Here is a 17,503-nt window from a genome sequence, read left to right as displayed (position 1 = left end):
GGAACACCAAACGACGCCAGGAACGGCTGGGGGGACTGACCCCGGAGGAATTCCGGGACACGTTCCCCACAGCCCGGTCTGGTACCCTTTAATAAACCACGTCCAACTTTTGGGGCGCAGTTCACTATCGGGGGCGTTCGCTGGTTTCCGTGGTCGCGCGTGATTTTCTGTGGGGCAGCGACAACGGCCACCTCTGGTTCCTGCCGACGCTGTTTCTTATGCTGATGCTCAGTCTTGCGTTGGTCAAGTTGTGCGGTACGAACGTTCGGCTTGACATTGCGATGGCCGTGTGCGCCGTTGGACTGTTGCTCACCAGACGTTGGCTTGGGTGGAACACTTATGTATCGCAGTTCGCCGCGTATTATGTGTTCTTCGTGATCGGCTTCGTCTATCACCGGTACGAGCCGCAGCCGGCCAACACCATGGCCGCCGCGGCCGTGGTGTTGGCCGGCTGCGTCGCCGTCTCCTGGTCGCCGCGGTCGTTCTTCGCGGCCACACTCATCTCGGCGGTCGCGGTGCTGGCGGTCTACACGCTCGCCCCGCGCCGTTCGTGCGCTCCGATGCGGCTCATCAGCAAGGACAGTATGGGCATCTACCTGTTCCACAGCCCGATGCTGTACATCTCGTTCACCTATTGGCCGGGCATCAGCCCCGCGTTGATGATACTGATCAACTTCATCGGATTCGGCACTGTCGCGCTAGTGTTGACCGAACTCATGCGACACGCCCGCTGCGGAATCGTCATCGGGGAGTGACGGCAGGCGGCCATCATGCGACACGCCCGAGTGTGTTGCACGGTCGAAAGATAGGTCGCGCGGCTTCCGCAGAAAATAGCCGTTCCGCGAAAACGTATCTTTCGACCATGCAACGATCTCGGGCGTGTCGCGACCGTTCCGGCCTCGTCGCGCCAGAATGAGGGGCTCGGCCCAGAACCACGCGAACACCAATAGTCAAAAACAATCGGCAAAACCGTCTGCATAGACCACCGAAAAAGTCACGAAATACCATCTCTAATGACCTCAAGGACATAGCTCAGAGAAGCTCATAATGGAAAAACGTGAATGGAATAACGTTTTTCATGTGGTAAAACGTGAATACCAATAATCATAATGCTATGATTTTCGGGAGTGATCATACTGTCGATGACGTCAAACCATTCGGCAACGAACGCGGCTAAAGGCAGGAACGATGATTGAACGCAAGGCATACCAGCAGCTCGCACAATGGCGGAAGCTCAAAACCCGTCAGGGACTTCTGGTTACAGGAGCACGCCAAGTGGGCAAGACAACGCTAATACGTCGTTTTGGGCAAGACAATTACGCCAATGTGGCGGAAATCAATTTCATTGAGACACCGCAAGCCGTCGAGACCGTCTCACAGGCCACCGACACCGACGACCTGCTCCTGCGGCTGTCCGTCCTGTCACGCACGCCGATCACGCCAGGCGAAACGCTACTGTTCCTTGATGAGATCCAAGCCTGCGAGGATATGCTCACATGGATGAAGTTCCTTGCAGGTGCAAAGGGGCTTGACGTCATCGTATCCGGTTCACTGTTGGGCATTGACGTATTCAACGTGAGGTCTATCCCCGTTGGCTTCCTCCAAACCATCCGCATGTACCCATTGGATTTCCGAGAGTTCTGCATTGCCTGCGGCATTCCGAGCAATGCGATGGACACCGTGCAATCCTGTCTCAACGAGCTTCGACCTATCCCCGCTTTTCTGCACGACCGACTGTCCGACCTGTGGTATAAGTACCTGCTCATCGGCGGCATGCCGGACGCCGTTCAATCCTTCATCGACTCGTCGGACATCAACAAGGTGCGCAGCACGCAACAAGCCATTTTCGACACGTATGAATACGACATCACCAAATACGTTGACAAGCCGGTGGAACGCCGCCATATCAAGACCATCTACGAGATGATCCCCAGCCAGCTCAACGCGGAGAACAAGAGGTTCAAATTCTCCAAGCTTGGCGAGAATGTTCGATTCGCCCACATGCAAACCGCGTTCGATTGGCTGGCAAACGCCGGTATTGCCCTTCCGGTGCCTCGAGTGCAGGATCCGGAGTATCCTCTGAACGCACACGACGACCTGGGATCATTCAAGCTTTATCTCAATGACGTGGGGCTGCTGACCTCGCGGCTGATGCGCGACATCGATTTGGAGATCATCAATCACCGTTCCACCATGAACTACGGCATGATTTTCGAAAACGCAGCCGCACAGGAGCTGTTCGCCCAAGGATTCTCACTGCACTATTACAACCGAAGCAAGATCGGCGAGGTCGATTTCGTCATCCAGCACAGCATGGATTCCGTTTCGCTCGTCGAAATCAAATCTGGTAAAGACTACACGCGACACAACGCCATGAACAACCTGCTGCGTACCGACAACTACGATTTCGCGCACGCATACGTATTCCACGACGGCAATGTTGATATACGGCCCGCGTCGAAGGCGGATTCCAAAAGCATGCGTATCGAGTGTCTGCCCATCTACACTATCGGCTGGTTGAATCCGAACATGGCGTGAGGAACACCCCCGATGCCGGAGAGGTGGCTGCGGCGCAACAGCGGCGAAAGCAGTAACGGAGGGAATATAGCCACAACCGACGCGTACGACCACGACACGCCGACACGTGTTGCACGGTCGAAAGATAGGTCGCGCAGCTTCCGCAAAAATGGCCGTTCCGCGAAAACGTATCTTTCGACCGTGCAGCGATTTCGGGCGTGTCGCGACCGTTCCGGCCTCGTCCCGCCGCTGCTGCTAAACTATGTGACGATTTCACGCCCGCCATACTGTTAAGGAGCGACGACTTCATGTCCACCGGATTGACGCTTGCGTTGAGGTCTCTGATCGGCGACGGCCGGTATCACATGCTTCGCGAAAAGGACATCTGCAAGGAAGGCTACCAGCGTTATGCCGACGCGTTCCGCAAGACGCCGGCCCCGCGCAATCTGCTGTTCTGCGTGCCCGAGCATTGCAACATCGGCGACCATGCGATTGCGTATGCAGAACGTCGCCTACTGGCGGACTCCGACCGTCCGTTGCTTGAGTTCGGCGGCAACATGGCCCGAGTGCTCAAGTGTATCCGCGAGTTCGTGACGCCCGACGACGTCATCTTCCTGCATGGCGGCGGCAACATGGGCACGCTGTACCAGAACGAGGAACAGTACCGCTGCGACATCATCTCCATGCTGCCGCACAACAAGATCATCCTGTTCCCGCAGACCATCAGCTACGACGATACGCCGCACTCGCAGCAGTATCTGCGCCACACAAAATCCGTGTACGGTCGGCATAAGGACCTTCATCTGGTCGCCCGCGAGGCCGTCTCGTACGACCGCATGCGCGAATACTACCCGAAGAACGACGTGCGCTTGACGCCGGATATCGTGCTGTCCCTGACCGACCAGGCCACCGCCGCCTCTGAAGACCGTCACGGCATTCTGCTGTGCATGCGCGGCGACGTGGAGAAGACCACCACCGCGTCCGCGCAAAGCACGATCGAGGCCGCAGCCAAGGCGACTGGCGAGCACGTTGCCTACACAGACACCACAATCCCCGACAAGTACATGCCGATTTACAAGGAACGCGGCGAAGAGCTGGTACTTGGCAAGTTCGACGAGTTCCGTAAGGCCAAGCTGGTGGTCACGGACCGTCTTCATGGCATGATCTTCAGCGCCGTGACCGGCACGCCGTGCATCGCCATGAACAACAGCACCGGCAAGGTCGGCTTCGAATACCAGTGGCTGAAGGACTTCCCCTACATCGCGTTCGCCGAGAACGCTGATGAGGCGGTCGAGCTGATTCCGCAGATGGTTGGGACGGCCCTGAAATCGAAGACCCCCCCCCGCGACCTGCTGGAGAGTCTCGCCCCGCAGTTCACGCCGCTTACAGCGCTGCTGTAATACGTATGCGAGGGAGCGCGCACTCCCTCGCATCAAAAGAGCCCCGTCCTCGCAGACGCCGCTCTGCAAGCACATCGTTCTTCACCTTGACAAGGCGAGGTGAAGAACGATGACAAACAACCGTCCTCGCATCTGTCTTGTCACCCCTGGTCTTCTGCCGGTTCCCGCTACACAGGGAGGCGCAATCGAAACGTTGATGACCAGTCTCATTGAGGAAAACGAGCTTCACAACCGGCTCGAGCTGACCGTGGTCACCACATTTGATGGCACATCCCGCAACCTGACGGGACACATACGAAACACACGGTTCATCTGGGTTCCGCGCGCTTCATCGTGGTACAAGGCGGCATTTCGTCTTGTAAGAGGAATTCGTAGGCGCATATTCCATAGTGAATCTCAGCTGCCAGGCACCTATTATGCAAAAGCACTCCAAGCTTTGAAGGGCCATGACTTCGACGCGGTAATCATGGAAGGCGGACCGGTTGACGCTCCGACTGCCTTTATCCGCCGATTCGGAAATCGTCTTTGGTACCACCTGCACTTCACTCCTGAAAACGATTTCACCAGCAGAGGATATTCCACGGTGCTGTCCGTCAGCGATTTCGCCAGCAAGGCATGGATTCAGCATTGTTCCGGGAGCTCCCCAACCGTCATTACAGTGCGCAATGGCATCGATACCTCAAAATTCACTAAGACGATCAGTTCCGCGGAGCGCAACCGCATACGACAATCGCTGGGATTTTCTCCTGATGATTTCGTAATCATGTATTGCGGCCGCATTATCCCCGTAAAAGGCGTGCTGGAGCTGCTTCACGCGGTGGAACGTATCAGTGACCCAAATATCAAGCTGCTCATCGTAGGCAGCTCGAATTTCGGCCCCTCGGAACGCACCGACTACACGGATGCAGTCACGGCCGCCATATCCCGCCTCGGCAGACGGGTCGCCGCCACCGGATTCGTCCCCAACGACCAGGTATACCGATACTCGCACATCGCGGACGCTCAAGTGGTTCCCTCGCTGTGGGAAGAATCGGCCGGCCTTGTCGGCGTAGAGGGCATGGCTGCGGGGCTTCCATTAATCGTCACGCATTCGGGCGGGCTTACGGAATACGTCCCGCAAGAGTGCTCGATCGTCGTGGAACGCGGAGAGCATATGATTGCATCGTTGGCCAAGGCAATCATGACCCTCTACCATGATGCCGCTCTTCGCGATCGAATGGCGCAGGAAGGGCCGCGGCATGCCGCGATGTACAGCACCGGCAGGATGTATGGACGTTTCGTCGACGTGTGCCGAGCCAACATATGACGGACTTAGGACAGCGGCTGTCCCGCGGTATATGACGATTATCTTGGAGACACAGGGTCAGGAATCATGGAAAACAAACGTCAGCTCGCCATCAATATGGCGGCCAGCCTCGTACAGTTCATCATCAACATCGGCATCGGGTTCGGGCTTTCGCCGTTCGTTGTGAGCCGGCTGGGCGCCGAAGCGTATGGATATGTCGGCCTTGCCAACAACATCATCAGCTACGCATCGTTGCTGACCGTCGCGCTGGATTCGGTCGCCGGCCGTTTCATCACCGTTGCCTATCATCAGGGCGACAAGGATAAGGCCGACCGCTACTTTTCCTCCACCTTCATGGCCGACTGTTTGATTGCGGCCGTCGTGATGGTCATCGCCGTCCCGGTCACCTTCAATCTGGAACGTCTCATCAACATCTCGCCGCACCTTGTCGATGATGTCAAGCTGACGTTCGCGTTCCTCCTCGTCCAGTTCGTCGTCACCAGCGTTTCCACGGTGCTGACAGTGGCGACGTTCATCACGAACAAGCTGTATCTCAGCAGCATGGCCAACATGGGGTTCAGCATCATCCGTCTGGTCGTGATGGTGGCGTTCTTCGGTACTCTGCCGCCGATGGTGATGTACGTCGCCCTTGCCTCGCTCGCCGGCACCGTCTTCACCGTGATCATGAACTACCGATACACGAGGGAGCTCACCCCCGAACTGCGTTTCCGACGCGCCGCGGTCTCTTGGGCGTTGGTGCGGGAGATGCTGTCTTCCGGCGTATGGAATGTGGTCATCAAGCTGCAGCAGGTCATCTCGTTCGGGTTGAAGCTTCTGATCGCCAACCTCATGGTCAGCCCATACAAGATGGGCATGATGTCTATCGCCCAGACTGTGCCCACCATGGTCTCCAGTCTCATGGGCACCATCTCCGGTCTGTTCTACCCCGAACAGACAAAATATTTCGCCCAAGGCCGCATCGCGGAACTCGTCCGTGACATGAAATCCGGCATGCGCATGTGCGGCTTCTTCACCGTGATCATCACCGTGGTGACTTGCGTGGTGGGTCGGGAGTTCTTCACTCTGTGGCAGCCGGGGCAGGATTCGTCCATGCTGTATCTGCTGATGCTCATCACCATGCTCGGCTTTCTCATCTCCGGCGCCGCGACCACGTTGCAGAATGTGCCGCTGATCGTCAACAAGCTGAAATTCTATTCAATCACATGGCTGTTGTTCAGTCTCATGTCGCTGCCGCTGACCTGGCTGCTGCTGAAGTTCACGCCATTGGACATTTACGGCGTGGCCATCGTGCCGACCGCGTTGGAGGTCATCGCCAACGTCACGTTCGTGCCAATCTACGCCTGTGTGATTCTTGGTATCTCCAAAGGGACGTTCTACCCGGTCTATGTGCAGTACGTCCTGTCAACGGCCTTGTCGTTCGCGGCTTGCGAGGGGGCGAAGACGCTGCTGCGCATTCCGGCTGGAACATGGGTCACGTTCTTCATGTCCGTCATGATCTATTCCGTGGTTGCCGCGACGATCACCCTGCTGACTCTGCTGGGACGACGTGAGCGTGCCACGCTGTGGCACATCGTCGCACGTAAATTACATATACACACCGGCAACGGTGACGTCAATTAATAAGGAGTCCTCTATGGCACAGATCAATTCGGCAACAGACGATCTCGTATCCGTCATCGTGCCGGTGTACGACGCTCAATTCACCTTGGATCGTTGCCTGAAGAGCCTACTCGCCCAAGCCTATGCCAATATGGAGATCATACTCGTCGATGACGGCTCGAATGACGCCTCACCGCGATTGTGCGACGAGTGGGCGAAACGGGATGGCAGAATCAAGGTGGTGCATCAGCCGAACAGAGGGCAGGCGGCCGCACGCAACACAGGATTGGAGCATGCGCACGGGTCATGGATTGCTTTCGTGGACAGCGACGACATGGTTGAACCGGATTATCTCTCCGTCATGATGCAAGCCGCCATGGATCATCACGCTGACCTGGTCATATGCTCGTTTTATGACCATATGAAGCCCAATCATATGGTCACGGCTTTCCCTGACCGCACAATGAGCGGCGTTGACGCGTTCGCTGACGCCCTGCGCCGTGACGACTGGCATTACCGGCCCTTGTGGAATCGACTGCATGCCCGCAGGCTGACCCCACCCCGACTCTTTCCGGAAGGCCGAGCATGCGAGGACGACCTCGTGTTCGGCAAGGTGCTTCCCAAGGCCGATTGCGTGGTCACGCTGTCCCGCCCGCTATACCACTACATGGATAATCCGGCCAGTCTGACCCACGCAAAGGCTTCAGTCGGTAGCCTGAACAAGATCGAGGCGTATCTTGACTGGTATGAATTCGCGGTCAAACACAACATGAAGGGCTGTTATCAGTCGCTGGCTGATTCGACGCTGTTCTTTCTCATCACCATCGCGTCACAGCTTCACTTCATATCCGATAGCAATGCGAGGCGCAGGATCCATGAACTCATCACGCATTATTGCGCGATGACGGAACAGACAGCCGCATATCTTCATGCAAAATCACTGAAGAAAAGCCGGCTACTGCAACGCTTCCCCGTGGCCGCGCTGTGGATGCTCATCATGAAATCGCGGTTGCACCGGTAACGGGACCTCACTTCCGCCGCAGCTTGCCGCCTACCTTGTCGCGCACGAGCACGAAGAAACGGTCGCGGTCGGCCCTGTCGAACGCGATGAACACGTTGACGCACAGCGCGAGCGAACCGCACACGGCAGCCGCGAGAATCAGCCCACCCCAGCCGGTCGGCACATGCACGAGCCGGTAGGCCACGCTGATGAGCATGACCGAGCACACGCACAGGCAGCCGCGGGCGATGGACTTGTAGAACGTGTACCACGGCACGTCCAGGCAGTGCGCGGCGTACATGGGCGTGAACGTGAGGTTGCGCGCGAGGCCCATGACCAGGCTGACAATCGGGATGGTCCAGATGCCCAGCGGCGTGAACTTGAGCAACCCGATGACCAGCGCCACGTTGATCACACCAAGCACCACCCACACGAGCGCGGGCACCTTGAGCTTGTTGGTGACCGTGTAGACGTTGAAAATCGTGTTGATGCTGCCGGTGACGACCATCGGCACCAAGGTGAGCACGGACAGCGCCTGCAGCAGGTTCGCGTCCTGGCCGGGCACCCACACGCGGTAGAAGTCGCCGCCGAAGATGATGAGGTAGCCGATGGGGATGGTCAGCACCGCGCCCATCACCTCGACGGAGAACATGATGCTCTTCATGAGCCTGTCATGCTGTTTTTTCGCGTAATAGATCGTGAACTGCGGGATGAAGACGCCGACCATCACGCCGACGATCGACTGGATGAACGTGGGCAACGTCTTGACGAGCGAGTATTCGCCGCCCGCCTGCGCGCCGACGAACATGTTCATCAGCAGCAGGTCGAGCGTGGTGAGCAGCACGACGCTCAGCTCGTTGACCGAGTTCCACACGCCGGAGCTGAGCAGCTCGCGCACGGCAGGCCAGCTGAAGTTTCGGCGGTCGAGCTTCACCTCGGGCATGAGCTTGCGCGTGTAGTACACGTTCGTAACCCAGATGTACACGTTGACGATGAGCATCGTAGCGGTCACGAAGTAGATCTTCGGCTGGAAGATGGTGAACAGCGCGATGAGCACGACCGCGCGAATCAGGTTGCCTTCGATGTTCCGCTTGGCACTCAGGTCAAGCCGGTTGCGCACAAAGAAGACACAGCCGAACACGGACAGCATGAGGCCGGCGATCAGGCTGATGAACGAGAACGCGAACGTCCACTGCACATCCGTGAGCAGGTTCGCCGGCACGTTGAGGAACCCGTTGACGAACATGACGATGAGGACGGCCGGCACCAGCAGGATCAGGGCGAGGATGATGTTGGCGATGAGCACCGAGTTGAAGTAGACGTTCGCCTTCTTGACGTCGCCGCGGTTGATCTCGATGGAGATGAACCGGCCGGCCATGGAGTTGAGGGCCACGGTGATGATGTTCGTGTAGCCGATGAAGTTGTTGGCCAGCGGCACGAAGCCGTACGCCTCGGCGCCCAGCGTGCGGATGATATACGGGGTGAGCACGAAGCTCACACCGAACTGCACGCCGAACGCCAGCACATTCGCGATCATGTTGACCGCAAGTCGTTTCTTCTCGCCCATCCCGTCACAATCCTTACCAGTCGTGTTACCAGTCGTCACCGGTCGAGTCACCGGTCATCGGGCCGTCAAGTCGGCAATCGCCCGCGTCATAATGCACGGGTCTCAAAATATCGAGGTTAATGGTACCCAAGGGTATGGCCGGAAGGGGTCACCCGACGGTTCCGGCAGCACGAAGCCGCTCCAACGTTATTGCATCACGATGCAATAAGCGGGATGGACGATAATCTGGGCTTGAGCGATAACTGCAGACCGCTCACCGCTTCTTGCGGCCGAGCACGCCGGGCAGCCATCGGTTCATGATTTCGGCGCAGGGGATACAGATCACCAGATTGATGAGAATCGCGCCCAGGCAACACAACAGCAGCGTGCCGATGTTGGATGAAGCCATGTCAAGACCAATCAGGCCCAGCAGCCACGGAATCAGCGAGGGATAAATCGGCACGTTGATGCAGTAGAACACCAGCGTGTTACGGCCGCAATACGAAAGCGGACGACCGAGCATACGATTGAGCCACGGGGTATCCGAAATCATGCGACTGACCGCCAACACCGCCCACACGCCGGCAATTGCCCCGAGCACGAAGCAGAGCGGGTTGCCCAAATCATTCATATAGGGGTTGACCGAGCCGTTGAACACACGGCCATTCACCAGCACGGCGATGACGAGGACGACGACCGCCGGCAGAATCGACCATGCCGTGAGCGCACGATGCAAAGCCTGCGCATACGGACGGATCATGATGCCCATGACGAAGAAGCCGAACATGGACATCGCCACGTCGCCGCCCCACGGCAGAACGACATGAATGTACGCGCTGTACATCCAGCCGACGGCAAGAGAGACCACCGCAACGACGCCAAGCAACGTAACCCGTCGCATGCCATCAAGCCGCAAATAGTTGACAATCCGAATCAGAACGTAGCCACCAATCTCCATCAGAAACAGGCAGGATAGGAACCACGGGATGACACCGAAACCCTCACGCCCACGAAGGTTGATGACATAGCCGGCGAAGTATCGGGCGTATTGCGCCGCATTCCAAGAATCCCCCCGTGCGATGCCGATTGCCCGTTCAACGAAGAACGGGACAACGGAAAGGAAAACGCCCGGAATAATCAGCGTACGGATCTTGTTCCACAGGAACGGCCAGAATGACCGGTACTTGCGGATGGAGAACACGAATCCCGACAGAAAGAAGAACACCATCATGTCATAGGCAGACACCACCGCCGACAGCCCAGCCGGAGCTGCGCTGTGCATGATGAACACGCCGACGATGGCGAAGGCTTTCGCGTAATCGACATAGGGGATGCGCACTGAAGATTTCACAGACACTTGCCTTCCGAATAATGCAGCATCGTATGGTCACCACTAATGTCAGCAGTTTTTTCATCACTCGACGTCATAGCCAGCCGAGCGAAGAAACTCTTTGGAAATGCCGGAGTCAATTATCCGCGCGAAAAAGCACCCGGATTCTATTGCCTTGGGATAATCCGATTCATCCAGATATGCAGGCAAGCTGCCATTTCGCTTATGCCAATCCATGTATCGCAGATTGTCTGGAACAATATCGACTGCGAACGGAGAGTTGACAAGCACTGTCTGGAACAGAAACTCTTCTGGAATCTGCGCCTGATAAAGATCCTTCATAAATCGAGGGTGACTGTCTACGAAGTCAAGCACATAGCGAGCTGCTTCAACCGGCAGCGACATCCACACAAGCCCCTGTGCAATGTTCTTCACTCCGCCAAAGTTGTCATTCACGAGATGAAACGCCTTCTGTAAGGCAATGTCAATATTGCGGAGACCATGAACAACCTTATTCCAATAGTTGTATCGCCACAATCGGTTCTTCCACTGATACATGGACTTTTGATGCGGCTCCATTTGGTCAATGGTCCGACAATCCATATAAATATGTCTATCACCATCAAAGAACTGATGGAATTCCTCATCGGACCGGATAAGAATATCCTGACCTGAAATGAGGTGAACATAGCCATCTCCATCAGTATTATCCACAGCCCGGCGAAGCAACTCAAGCAATGCCAACAAATGCTTGTAACTACCCCAAGAAATGACGTAACGCTTTTCGGCATACACGTTATCCATCGCATTATATCGATCCATGAGAGCGTCATCTATCGCAACAGATGAAGCATCGACATGAATAAAAACGGGGTATCCTCCCAGCCTACTGACAAGACGAGTAAGGTTTTGCGGATCCTTATATGCGGTAACCACGAAAGAATGCATATTGCCCATCGATACTCCCTACATAAATCATCGTCCACGGAACATCCGCTTTATTCGCCCCGGCAGAGAACGAACAATAACCGGAAGCAGCGTGCGAATAGGATTTGATTCCAGCCGACGCACCAATATATTGGTTTCGGAATCAAGATGCTCGGAAATGTTGCCAGCCACCGCGCAATACCTATGAATCAAAGAAATAAGCCGTTCGAACCCTCGCTTGTCCGACAGAGGAAGCAACGAAGCGGCTTCACAGATATGGTAATAATAGGTGGCCTTAACGAGCGGCTCAAATGTTGCATATAAGGACAGCCCGATAGCAGCTTCAAGACGCTCAATCATGCCTTCGATACGGTCAAGATTCCTGATGCTATAACGGCTTTTCATAATCCCATTGGGATTAACCATGTAATGATATAGCGCCTTGTTAGTAACAGCTACCCGATTCGCATTGAACATTACCTTATGGAAGGCAAACACATCTTCATGAAGTTTACCTTCGGCGAACAAATCCGATGGGCACAAATGCCGCGCATACAGTTTGTTCCACGCCACCTGATAATGCCAGTCATCGTTTTCCACCGCTTGACTGAACAGCTCTTTCCCGCTTACTACTTCAGAAGGCAAAGCTTTTACCATATGCGCAGGCGTTCTATAGTCATAAAATGAGCATATGCCCAAATCTGCGTCATTGTTGATAACCAGGGTAAGGAGAGTTACGATATAGTCTGGCTCGATCCAATCATCGCTATCGATAAACGCGATCCATGAACCAGAGCAATGCAAAATACCAGTGTTTCGCGCCGCCGACAATCCTCCATTAATTCGATGGACAACTCGGATGCGCGAATCATTTTTGCTCCACTCATCGCACATCTGAGGGCATCGATCTGGGGAACCATCATCGACCAATATGATTTCAAGGTTGTTATAGGTTTGTGAGACTACACTTTGCACACAACGATCCAGCATTCCCTCTACTTTATAAATAGGAATGATTATGCTCACCAGTGGCTTGTTTTCAAGGTCGTTGACTATCATCAAACTCCCATCACATTGAGATACAAATTCTGCAAATCAGCCGCCACATCACGAATGTCAAATCCGGAAGCCCGGACTTCCTTCGAACTGTCATGCCTGATTCCGAACTGACTAATCGTCTTATTCATCTCTGCGGCCCAACTTGCAGCGGTATTTTGCAACGATACAAACCTTATATGGTCGGTTAAACAAGCTTCAGAGGAAACCGCCTCTTCAGCAACGATGCATGGCAGCCCCGCACATTGAGCTTCGACAACAACGACAGGTAAACCTTCAAAAAGAGATGGAAGCAGTAATGCGTCCATGGCCTGATAATACGGAGAAACACCGGCTTGGGCACCCATGAAGCGCACAGAATCAGCAATGCCGAGATTCTCGATACGCTCATCCATCTGATCACGCATCTCCCCAATGCCAATCAGCAGCAGCAGAGAATCCGGAACCATCTTGTGATATTCCGCGAACACATCAATCAGAAACAGCGGATTCTTCTGCTCACGAAAGCGCCCGCAGAATCCGATGACCGATGTGGACGGTTTGATGCCAAGCTTCTTGCGCATGGAATCCCTGACGGTTGGATCATACGCGAAATGCTGTGTATCGATGCCGTTGCGAATCCATGTATATGGCTTTCCGGGGAACATATAGTCGGCAGCGGCTTTTGAACAGGCAAAATAAGCATTCGGATATCGATTAATCTGCCATGCACTATGACAATGCCTTATGTATTGCTTCGTATTATGAATTACATCGTTATGCTCATGGCTTGCACCCGACCCAGAGTTATGAGAATGAAGAATCCGCAATGCCATTCCACTTTTTTTCGCATACTTGAGCGGTAACGCATATGGGAAATTAGCGTTCACATGAACGCCCTGAATTTCTGGATGCTCACGGAAAAACTGCATCATCGCCGTTCGTGACTTAATCATCGATTCCCGCTGCGGCACCATCACACGGTAGATGCGACCGCCCATCTCGATAATCTCGTCTTCGAATGCCAGTTTGCCGGCATTGTAATCACAGAGAAAATCAAACTGCACCTTGCTGCGATCCATATGACGGTACAAGTTCATAATCATTATCTCGATGCCACCACGACCACCGAGCATGCCCCACTGAAGAATCCGAATCGGCTCACTCATCGCAAAACTCACTTTCCCAGTTTGGCAAGAATCTTCTTGCGCCAGAACTTCATATCACCACGCACGATGCTCCAGCGGTGCTTGATCTGATTGCTCAATCGCTTCCACCGGATGGTCTTGAAATTCTGCTCGGTCACTTCCGACACTTCCAGAGGCTCGAACGATCCAGGCAAAATCTTATAGCACGAAGCTTTACACGGATCAATCCTAACCTGCATGGCGCGACGCTGAAAGTGCATATACATAAGCTCACGACTGGTGAACTGTCCAAGCCGGAAATAGCTACGCATAAGCTCACCATCTCGCCACACATACACTGCATGGAGCGGAGATTCGGTCATGTACACGCCCAGCGTCTCGTCAAAATGGACAAGCTCGAACTGGTCGGCACTTGCCCTTGTATTGGCGGAAAGATCACCGGAGAAAATCGGGAAACCGTGCTCCTGATAGATTCGGTTGACGTTGGTGGAGAGATAGCTCTCGTCAAAAGTGTAGATTCGTTCAGAATTCACGACGTCATGCCAAATCGGTTTGCCGTCCAGGGGCAGCATGAACCGTCGATTGTTCTCCGGGGTGTTGCGCATCAGCGTCAGGTGGCCGACCGAGAAGATCTTGTCATACTCGTTCAGCATCCGCTCAGTGATGAAGTGGTTCAACTGACCATAAATCACATCGCAATCCCCATAACCCCAGAACCGGTATTCATCCAGATATTCTTCAAACAGGTATCCGTAAATCGGTTTGAAGTCGCACAGCTTGTATGGGGTTCGGAGTTCCGCGTCACCGTTGAACCGTCGTTTTACCCGTTCCTGCATATCTTGGAACGTCTCATAATGCACATGGACGTTTGCCGGATACTCATACTCTGTATGATCGTCGGTGAACACGAGCCAGTCATAGTCAGGGTTCGTGCCGCAGGAGTTCAGAAACAGCTGGAAATAGTTGGGGAATTTACCATAATAAGGCAAGATGAAGGCGCATAGACGCTTATCCGACACAGTAGCTTCCTCTCTCCTTATATCTCATATCTGTAATTTGAAGTACAACCGAGTAGACCTCTGGCACACTGCCGCAACTCCAAATCTATTCTACACATCACAATTCCAGACGCTTCTAGCTTCATCCCCATCTGCCCGTGAAAGCACTATGTATGAGACACGCCGCACCCGGTCACAATCAATTATGTTGCAGAGTATCGGCACATGAATCGGCACCTCTGCAATGCTCATTCCCAATCCATTTGACCACTATTTCACCTTTCCTCTCATCCGATTCCATATCGGGTAAAAAACACTCGGCATGAAACGTCCTCCAATTATACGGATACGCAAGCGCCCGGGAATATCGTGAGCCATCGCATCCTTCCAATGCGAACGCAATGTCGTCCAATACTCGTGCCGGTGCGTATCGTCTCTCATGCAATAAGTTCGCATGAGGAATTCTTCGGCCATAATCGCGCTGGACGCTGCAATATCACGCTTGCTGTCCGTGGGCACTAATTTCAGCATTTGCTCATGTGCGGCCAAACACGTATATGCATTGTCCATGTTCACATCATGCAAAGACGACGATAGGTTTTCCATATATTTATATGGGGATTCGTCTATACCGGCAATTCGAGAGCAGTGCTTTACATACTCGATATTAAACAGCAGGTCTTCGCACATTGTGATTCGTTCATCACAACGTATACCCCATTTGTCAATTATCGTATGTCTATATAGCTTGTTCCACAGATATCCTTTTGCACCGTCATACGCTGACATCATTTCAATTGCAGCATGAACGGACATCTCACCGGCAGGTGCGTTCCAGGTCCAAGAAGCCTGATCAGAGAAGACCTTCTGATAACCATATATCAGTAAATCCGCTTCGGAGCTCATGGCCTTGTGAAACATACGAGCATAAGACGCCGGATCCACGCAATCATCAGCATCCACGAATCCAATCCATGTTCCTCGTGCATGTTCTAGCCCATTGTTTCTGGCTGCAGAAACACCACGATTATTCTGATGAAAAGCATGCACTCTGGAATCATGATGGGCTAATTCGTCGCATAAAACAGAAGTTCCGTCTGTTGATCCATCATCAATCAGAAGGATTTCCATATCTACGTCACGAAGAGAAGCCAAGCTTGTAACACATCGCTCTAGATACGCTTGAACATTGTATGCCGGAATAATGATGCTGAGAGCAGGAGCATAGGATTGGCAGTCGTTCATATGTATATCTCTGCTCATCAGTTAATCCTATTAGTCAAACGCTGCAGCCGGTATACAAGATATGGAGCGAACGCCATCATCCCCAGTCGTAGCTTCTGCCCAGCAGAAATCGTATTATCACGTAGAACAGGCTTCAGCAATGTACGCATTCCTCGGCTTATACTAACAAGCATCGATCGCGATGCATGCTTTCGGAATAAGGAAAACAGGACATCGGCCCTGCTTTGTATCCGGAAATAATCCAGAGCCGACATATCGGAATATCCGATATTAGACAAATAATCGATGCACAAATCTGCGACTTGGATTTCATCGCAGGAATGGGAATCGATGGCACCAGTGGTTATGGAATCAGCACGCCTGGAGTAGTGGTAAAGATGACGCTCATCTACGTATATCGAGGTAATCTGTGACAGTACCTGAACGTGCACATAATAATCCTCGCTGTTCAGTCCCTCAAAGAATCGAATGCCGTTCTTTCCCTTAAAGATTTCAGCAAGAAACATCCTGCCCCATACAGCGCCGGTAAAACCCTGATGGTAAAGAAAGTGGTGCAATGCTTCGTCGGCATTCCATCGCCCGGAGGGAGTCGCCGGCCGTTCTTTTATGCTACGTCCGTCATCATATTCGATACAGGTACTGCACATGGCAGCTTCCGTCTGGTGTTCAGTCATCCACTGATGGAGACTAGACACATAGTCCGGCTCTACCCAATCATCACTATCAATAAAGGTGACCAAATCACCAGTCATTGATTCCAAGCCAGCATTCCTGGCAGAAGCAAGTCCGCCATTGACTTTATGCACTACCTTAATCCGTGTATCCCGAGATGCCCAATCATCGCACATGCGAGGGCAACCGTCAGGCGAGCCATCGTCCACTAAGATGATTTCAAGATTTGAATAGGTCTGGCTCACAATACTCTTAATGCAACGGTCAAGGTACTGTTCAACGCCATAGACAGGAACAATGACGGAGACCAATTCGTTCTGTGCCATGGAATCCTTACTCGACGATACTTCTCACCAGCATATTGAACATTAACATTGTTAATGGAGAGGCGGACATGAGAGACGGCCTAATATTACACAAGATACCGGAAATTGTACCATTCCTTTATTTAGCAGTGAAACAGTTTGATGATAAAAGCGCTGCGTCGTCCAATGGTTTCCACGCAAACGGAAATGATTCCGCAGCCGACAAGCGCACACACAAATGCGTATGCATGATCAGCAGCAGATGGCAACGAGTCGATTTGAACGCTTGAACCACCAGTCATTACCAGCGTGAATATAAGCAGAAAATACATATGCGTCAAGTATGTCACAGACCGTGTTTGTTGTTTTGATGGGTGGGTTGATATGACGAGAGGCTTCTAGGCAGAATGGGTGGTGCCTTAAACCTATCCGTTCTAGCGAAGGAGCCTCCATGGTCAAGGGTAGCAGTGCCAGT

At 53.5% G+C, this 17,503-nt stretch carries 14 protein-coding genes; 6 read left to right on the top strand and 8 right to left on the bottom strand.

The window, feature by feature from the left end; translation table 11 throughout:
- Positions 1-149 precede the first annotated feature (149 nt).
- The 6 genes from F7D09_RS10045 to F7D09_RS10020 all read left to right on the top strand — a co-directional run bounded on the left by F7D09_RS10045 (position 150) and on the right by F7D09_RS10020 (position 7,843).
- Complete coding sequence (locus F7D09_RS10045) at positions 150-755, top strand: acyltransferase family protein (protein ID WP_193312442.1); 606 nt, start codon at positions 150-152, stop codon at positions 753-755.
- A gap of 433 nt (positions 756-1,188) precedes the next feature.
- A complete protein-coding gene (locus F7D09_RS10040; RefSeq protein ID WP_152235358.1) occupies positions 1,189-2,538 on the top strand; it encodes an ATP-binding protein in 1,350 nt (449 codons plus the stop codon).
- A gap of 287 nt (positions 2,539-2,825) precedes the next feature.
- On the top strand, positions 2,826-3,917 hold the full coding sequence (locus tag F7D09_RS10035; RefSeq protein WP_152235357.1) for a polysaccharide pyruvyl transferase family protein: 1,092 nt from the start codon (positions 2,826-2,828) through the stop codon (positions 3,915-3,917).
- A 196-nt stretch (positions 3,918-4,113) separates the two neighbouring features.
- A complete protein-coding gene (locus tag F7D09_RS10030; protein WP_226836257.1) occupies positions 4,114-5,223 on the top strand; it encodes a glycosyltransferase family 4 protein in 1,110 nt (369 codons plus the stop codon).
- A 66-nt stretch (positions 5,224-5,289) separates the two neighbouring features.
- Complete coding sequence (locus F7D09_RS10025; protein ID WP_152235355.1) at positions 5,290-6,843, top strand: lipopolysaccharide biosynthesis protein; 1,554 nt, start codon at positions 5,290-5,292, stop codon at positions 6,841-6,843.
- A 13-nt stretch (positions 6,844-6,856) separates the two neighbouring features.
- Positions 6,857-7,843, top strand: coding sequence for a glycosyltransferase (locus F7D09_RS10020; RefSeq protein WP_152235354.1), 987 nt, complete (start codon positions 6,857-6,859; stop codon positions 7,841-7,843).
- 7 nt (positions 7,844-7,850) lie between these two features.
- Here the strand turns inward: F7D09_RS10020 and F7D09_RS10015 are convergent, their stop codons facing one another.
- From F7D09_RS10015 to F7D09_RS09980, 8 genes are all read right to left on the bottom strand, one after another.
- Complete coding sequence (locus F7D09_RS10015) at positions 7,851-9,389, bottom strand: lipopolysaccharide biosynthesis protein (protein WP_152235353.1); 1,539 nt, start codon at positions 9,387-9,389, stop codon at positions 7,851-7,853.
- Between the two features lie 253 nt (positions 9,390-9,642).
- Positions 9,643-10,719: an acyltransferase family protein gene (locus F7D09_RS10010; RefSeq protein WP_152235352.1), complete on the bottom strand. Its 1,077-nt coding sequence runs from the start codon at positions 10,717-10,719 to the stop codon at positions 9,643-9,645.
- Between the two features lie 63 nt (positions 10,720-10,782).
- Positions 10,783-11,655: a beta-1,6-N-acetylglucosaminyltransferase gene (locus F7D09_RS10005; protein ID WP_152235351.1), complete on the bottom strand. Its 873-nt coding sequence runs from the start codon at positions 11,653-11,655 to the stop codon at positions 10,783-10,785.
- A gap of 18 nt (positions 11,656-11,673) precedes the next feature.
- Positions 11,674-12,684, bottom strand: coding sequence for a glycosyltransferase (locus F7D09_RS10000; protein ID WP_152235350.1), 1,011 nt, complete (start codon positions 12,682-12,684; stop codon positions 11,674-11,676).
- Positions 12,684-13,829, bottom strand: a complete 1,146-nt coding sequence (locus tag F7D09_RS09995) for a glycosyltransferase family 1 protein (RefSeq protein WP_152235349.1) — start codon at positions 13,827-13,829, stop codon at positions 12,684-12,686. The genes F7D09_RS10000 and F7D09_RS09995 overlap by 1 nt, the downstream gene beginning before the upstream one ends.
- 8 nt (positions 13,830-13,837) lie before the next feature.
- On the bottom strand, positions 13,838-14,827 hold the full coding sequence (locus F7D09_RS09990; protein ID WP_152235348.1) for a DUF6625 family protein: 990 nt from the start codon (positions 14,825-14,827) through the stop codon (positions 13,838-13,840).
- Positions 14,828-15,076: 249 nt separating this feature from the next.
- Positions 15,077-16,051 carry a glycosyltransferase family 2 protein gene (locus F7D09_RS09985; RefSeq protein ID WP_226836255.1) on the bottom strand — a complete coding sequence of 325 codons (975 nt, stop codon included), beginning with the start codon at positions 16,049-16,051 and terminating at the stop codon, positions 15,077-15,079.
- 17 nt (positions 16,052-16,068) lie between these two features.
- Complete coding sequence (locus F7D09_RS09980) at positions 16,069-17,049, bottom strand: glycosyltransferase family 2 protein (RefSeq protein ID WP_152235346.1); 981 nt, start codon at positions 17,047-17,049, stop codon at positions 16,069-16,071.
- Between the last annotated feature and the right edge of the window lie 454 nt (positions 17,050-17,503).

The sequence above is a fragment of the Bifidobacterium leontopitheci genome (genome assembly GCF_009193355.1).
Taxonomy (GTDB): Bacteria; Actinomycetota; Actinomycetes; order Actinomycetales; family Bifidobacteriaceae; genus Bifidobacterium; species Bifidobacterium leontopitheci.
Note: the sequence above shows the minus strand (reverse complement) of the source record. Positions and strands in the feature narration are given on the sequence as shown.

What these genes read in the sequence shown, in the direction of transcription:
- F7D09_RS10015 (WP_152235353.1), bottom strand. Translation starts at nt 9,389, where the DNA reads ATGGGCGAGAAGAAACGACTTGCGGTCAACATGATCGCGAATGTGCTG.
- F7D09_RS10005 (WP_152235351.1), bottom strand. Translation starts at nt 11,655, where the DNA reads ATGGGCAATATGCATTCTTTCGTGGTTACCGCATATAAGGATCCGCAA.
- F7D09_RS09995 (WP_152235349.1), bottom strand. Translation starts at nt 13,829, where the DNA reads ATGAGTGAGCCGATTCGGATTCTTCAGTGGGGCATGCTCGGTGGTCGT.
- F7D09_RS09985 (WP_226836255.1), bottom strand. Translation starts at nt 16,051, where the DNA reads ATGAACGACTGCCAATCCTATGCTCCTGCTCTCAGCATCATTATTCCG.
- F7D09_RS10000 (WP_152235350.1), bottom strand. Translation starts at nt 12,684, where the DNA reads ATGATAGTCAACGACCTTGAAAACAAGCCACTGGTGAGCATAATCATT.
- F7D09_RS10040 (WP_152235358.1), top strand. Translation starts at nt 1,189, where the DNA reads ATGATTGAACGCAAGGCATACCAGCAGCTCGCACAATGGCGGAAGCTC.
- F7D09_RS09980 (WP_152235346.1), bottom strand. Translation starts at nt 17,049, where the DNA reads ATGGCACAGAACGAATTGGTCTCCGTCATTGTTCCTGTCTATGGCGTT.
- F7D09_RS10025 (WP_152235355.1), top strand. Translation starts at nt 5,290, where the DNA reads ATGGAAAACAAACGTCAGCTCGCCATCAATATGGCGGCCAGCCTCGTA.
- F7D09_RS10020 (WP_152235354.1), top strand. Translation starts at nt 6,857, where the DNA reads ATGGCACAGATCAATTCGGCAACAGACGATCTCGTATCCGTCATCGTG.
- F7D09_RS10035 (WP_152235357.1), top strand. Translation starts at nt 2,826, where the DNA reads ATGTCCACCGGATTGACGCTTGCGTTGAGGTCTCTGATCGGCGACGGC.
- F7D09_RS10030 (WP_226836257.1), top strand. Translation starts at nt 4,114, where the DNA reads ATGACCAGTCTCATTGAGGAAAACGAGCTTCACAACCGGCTCGAGCTG.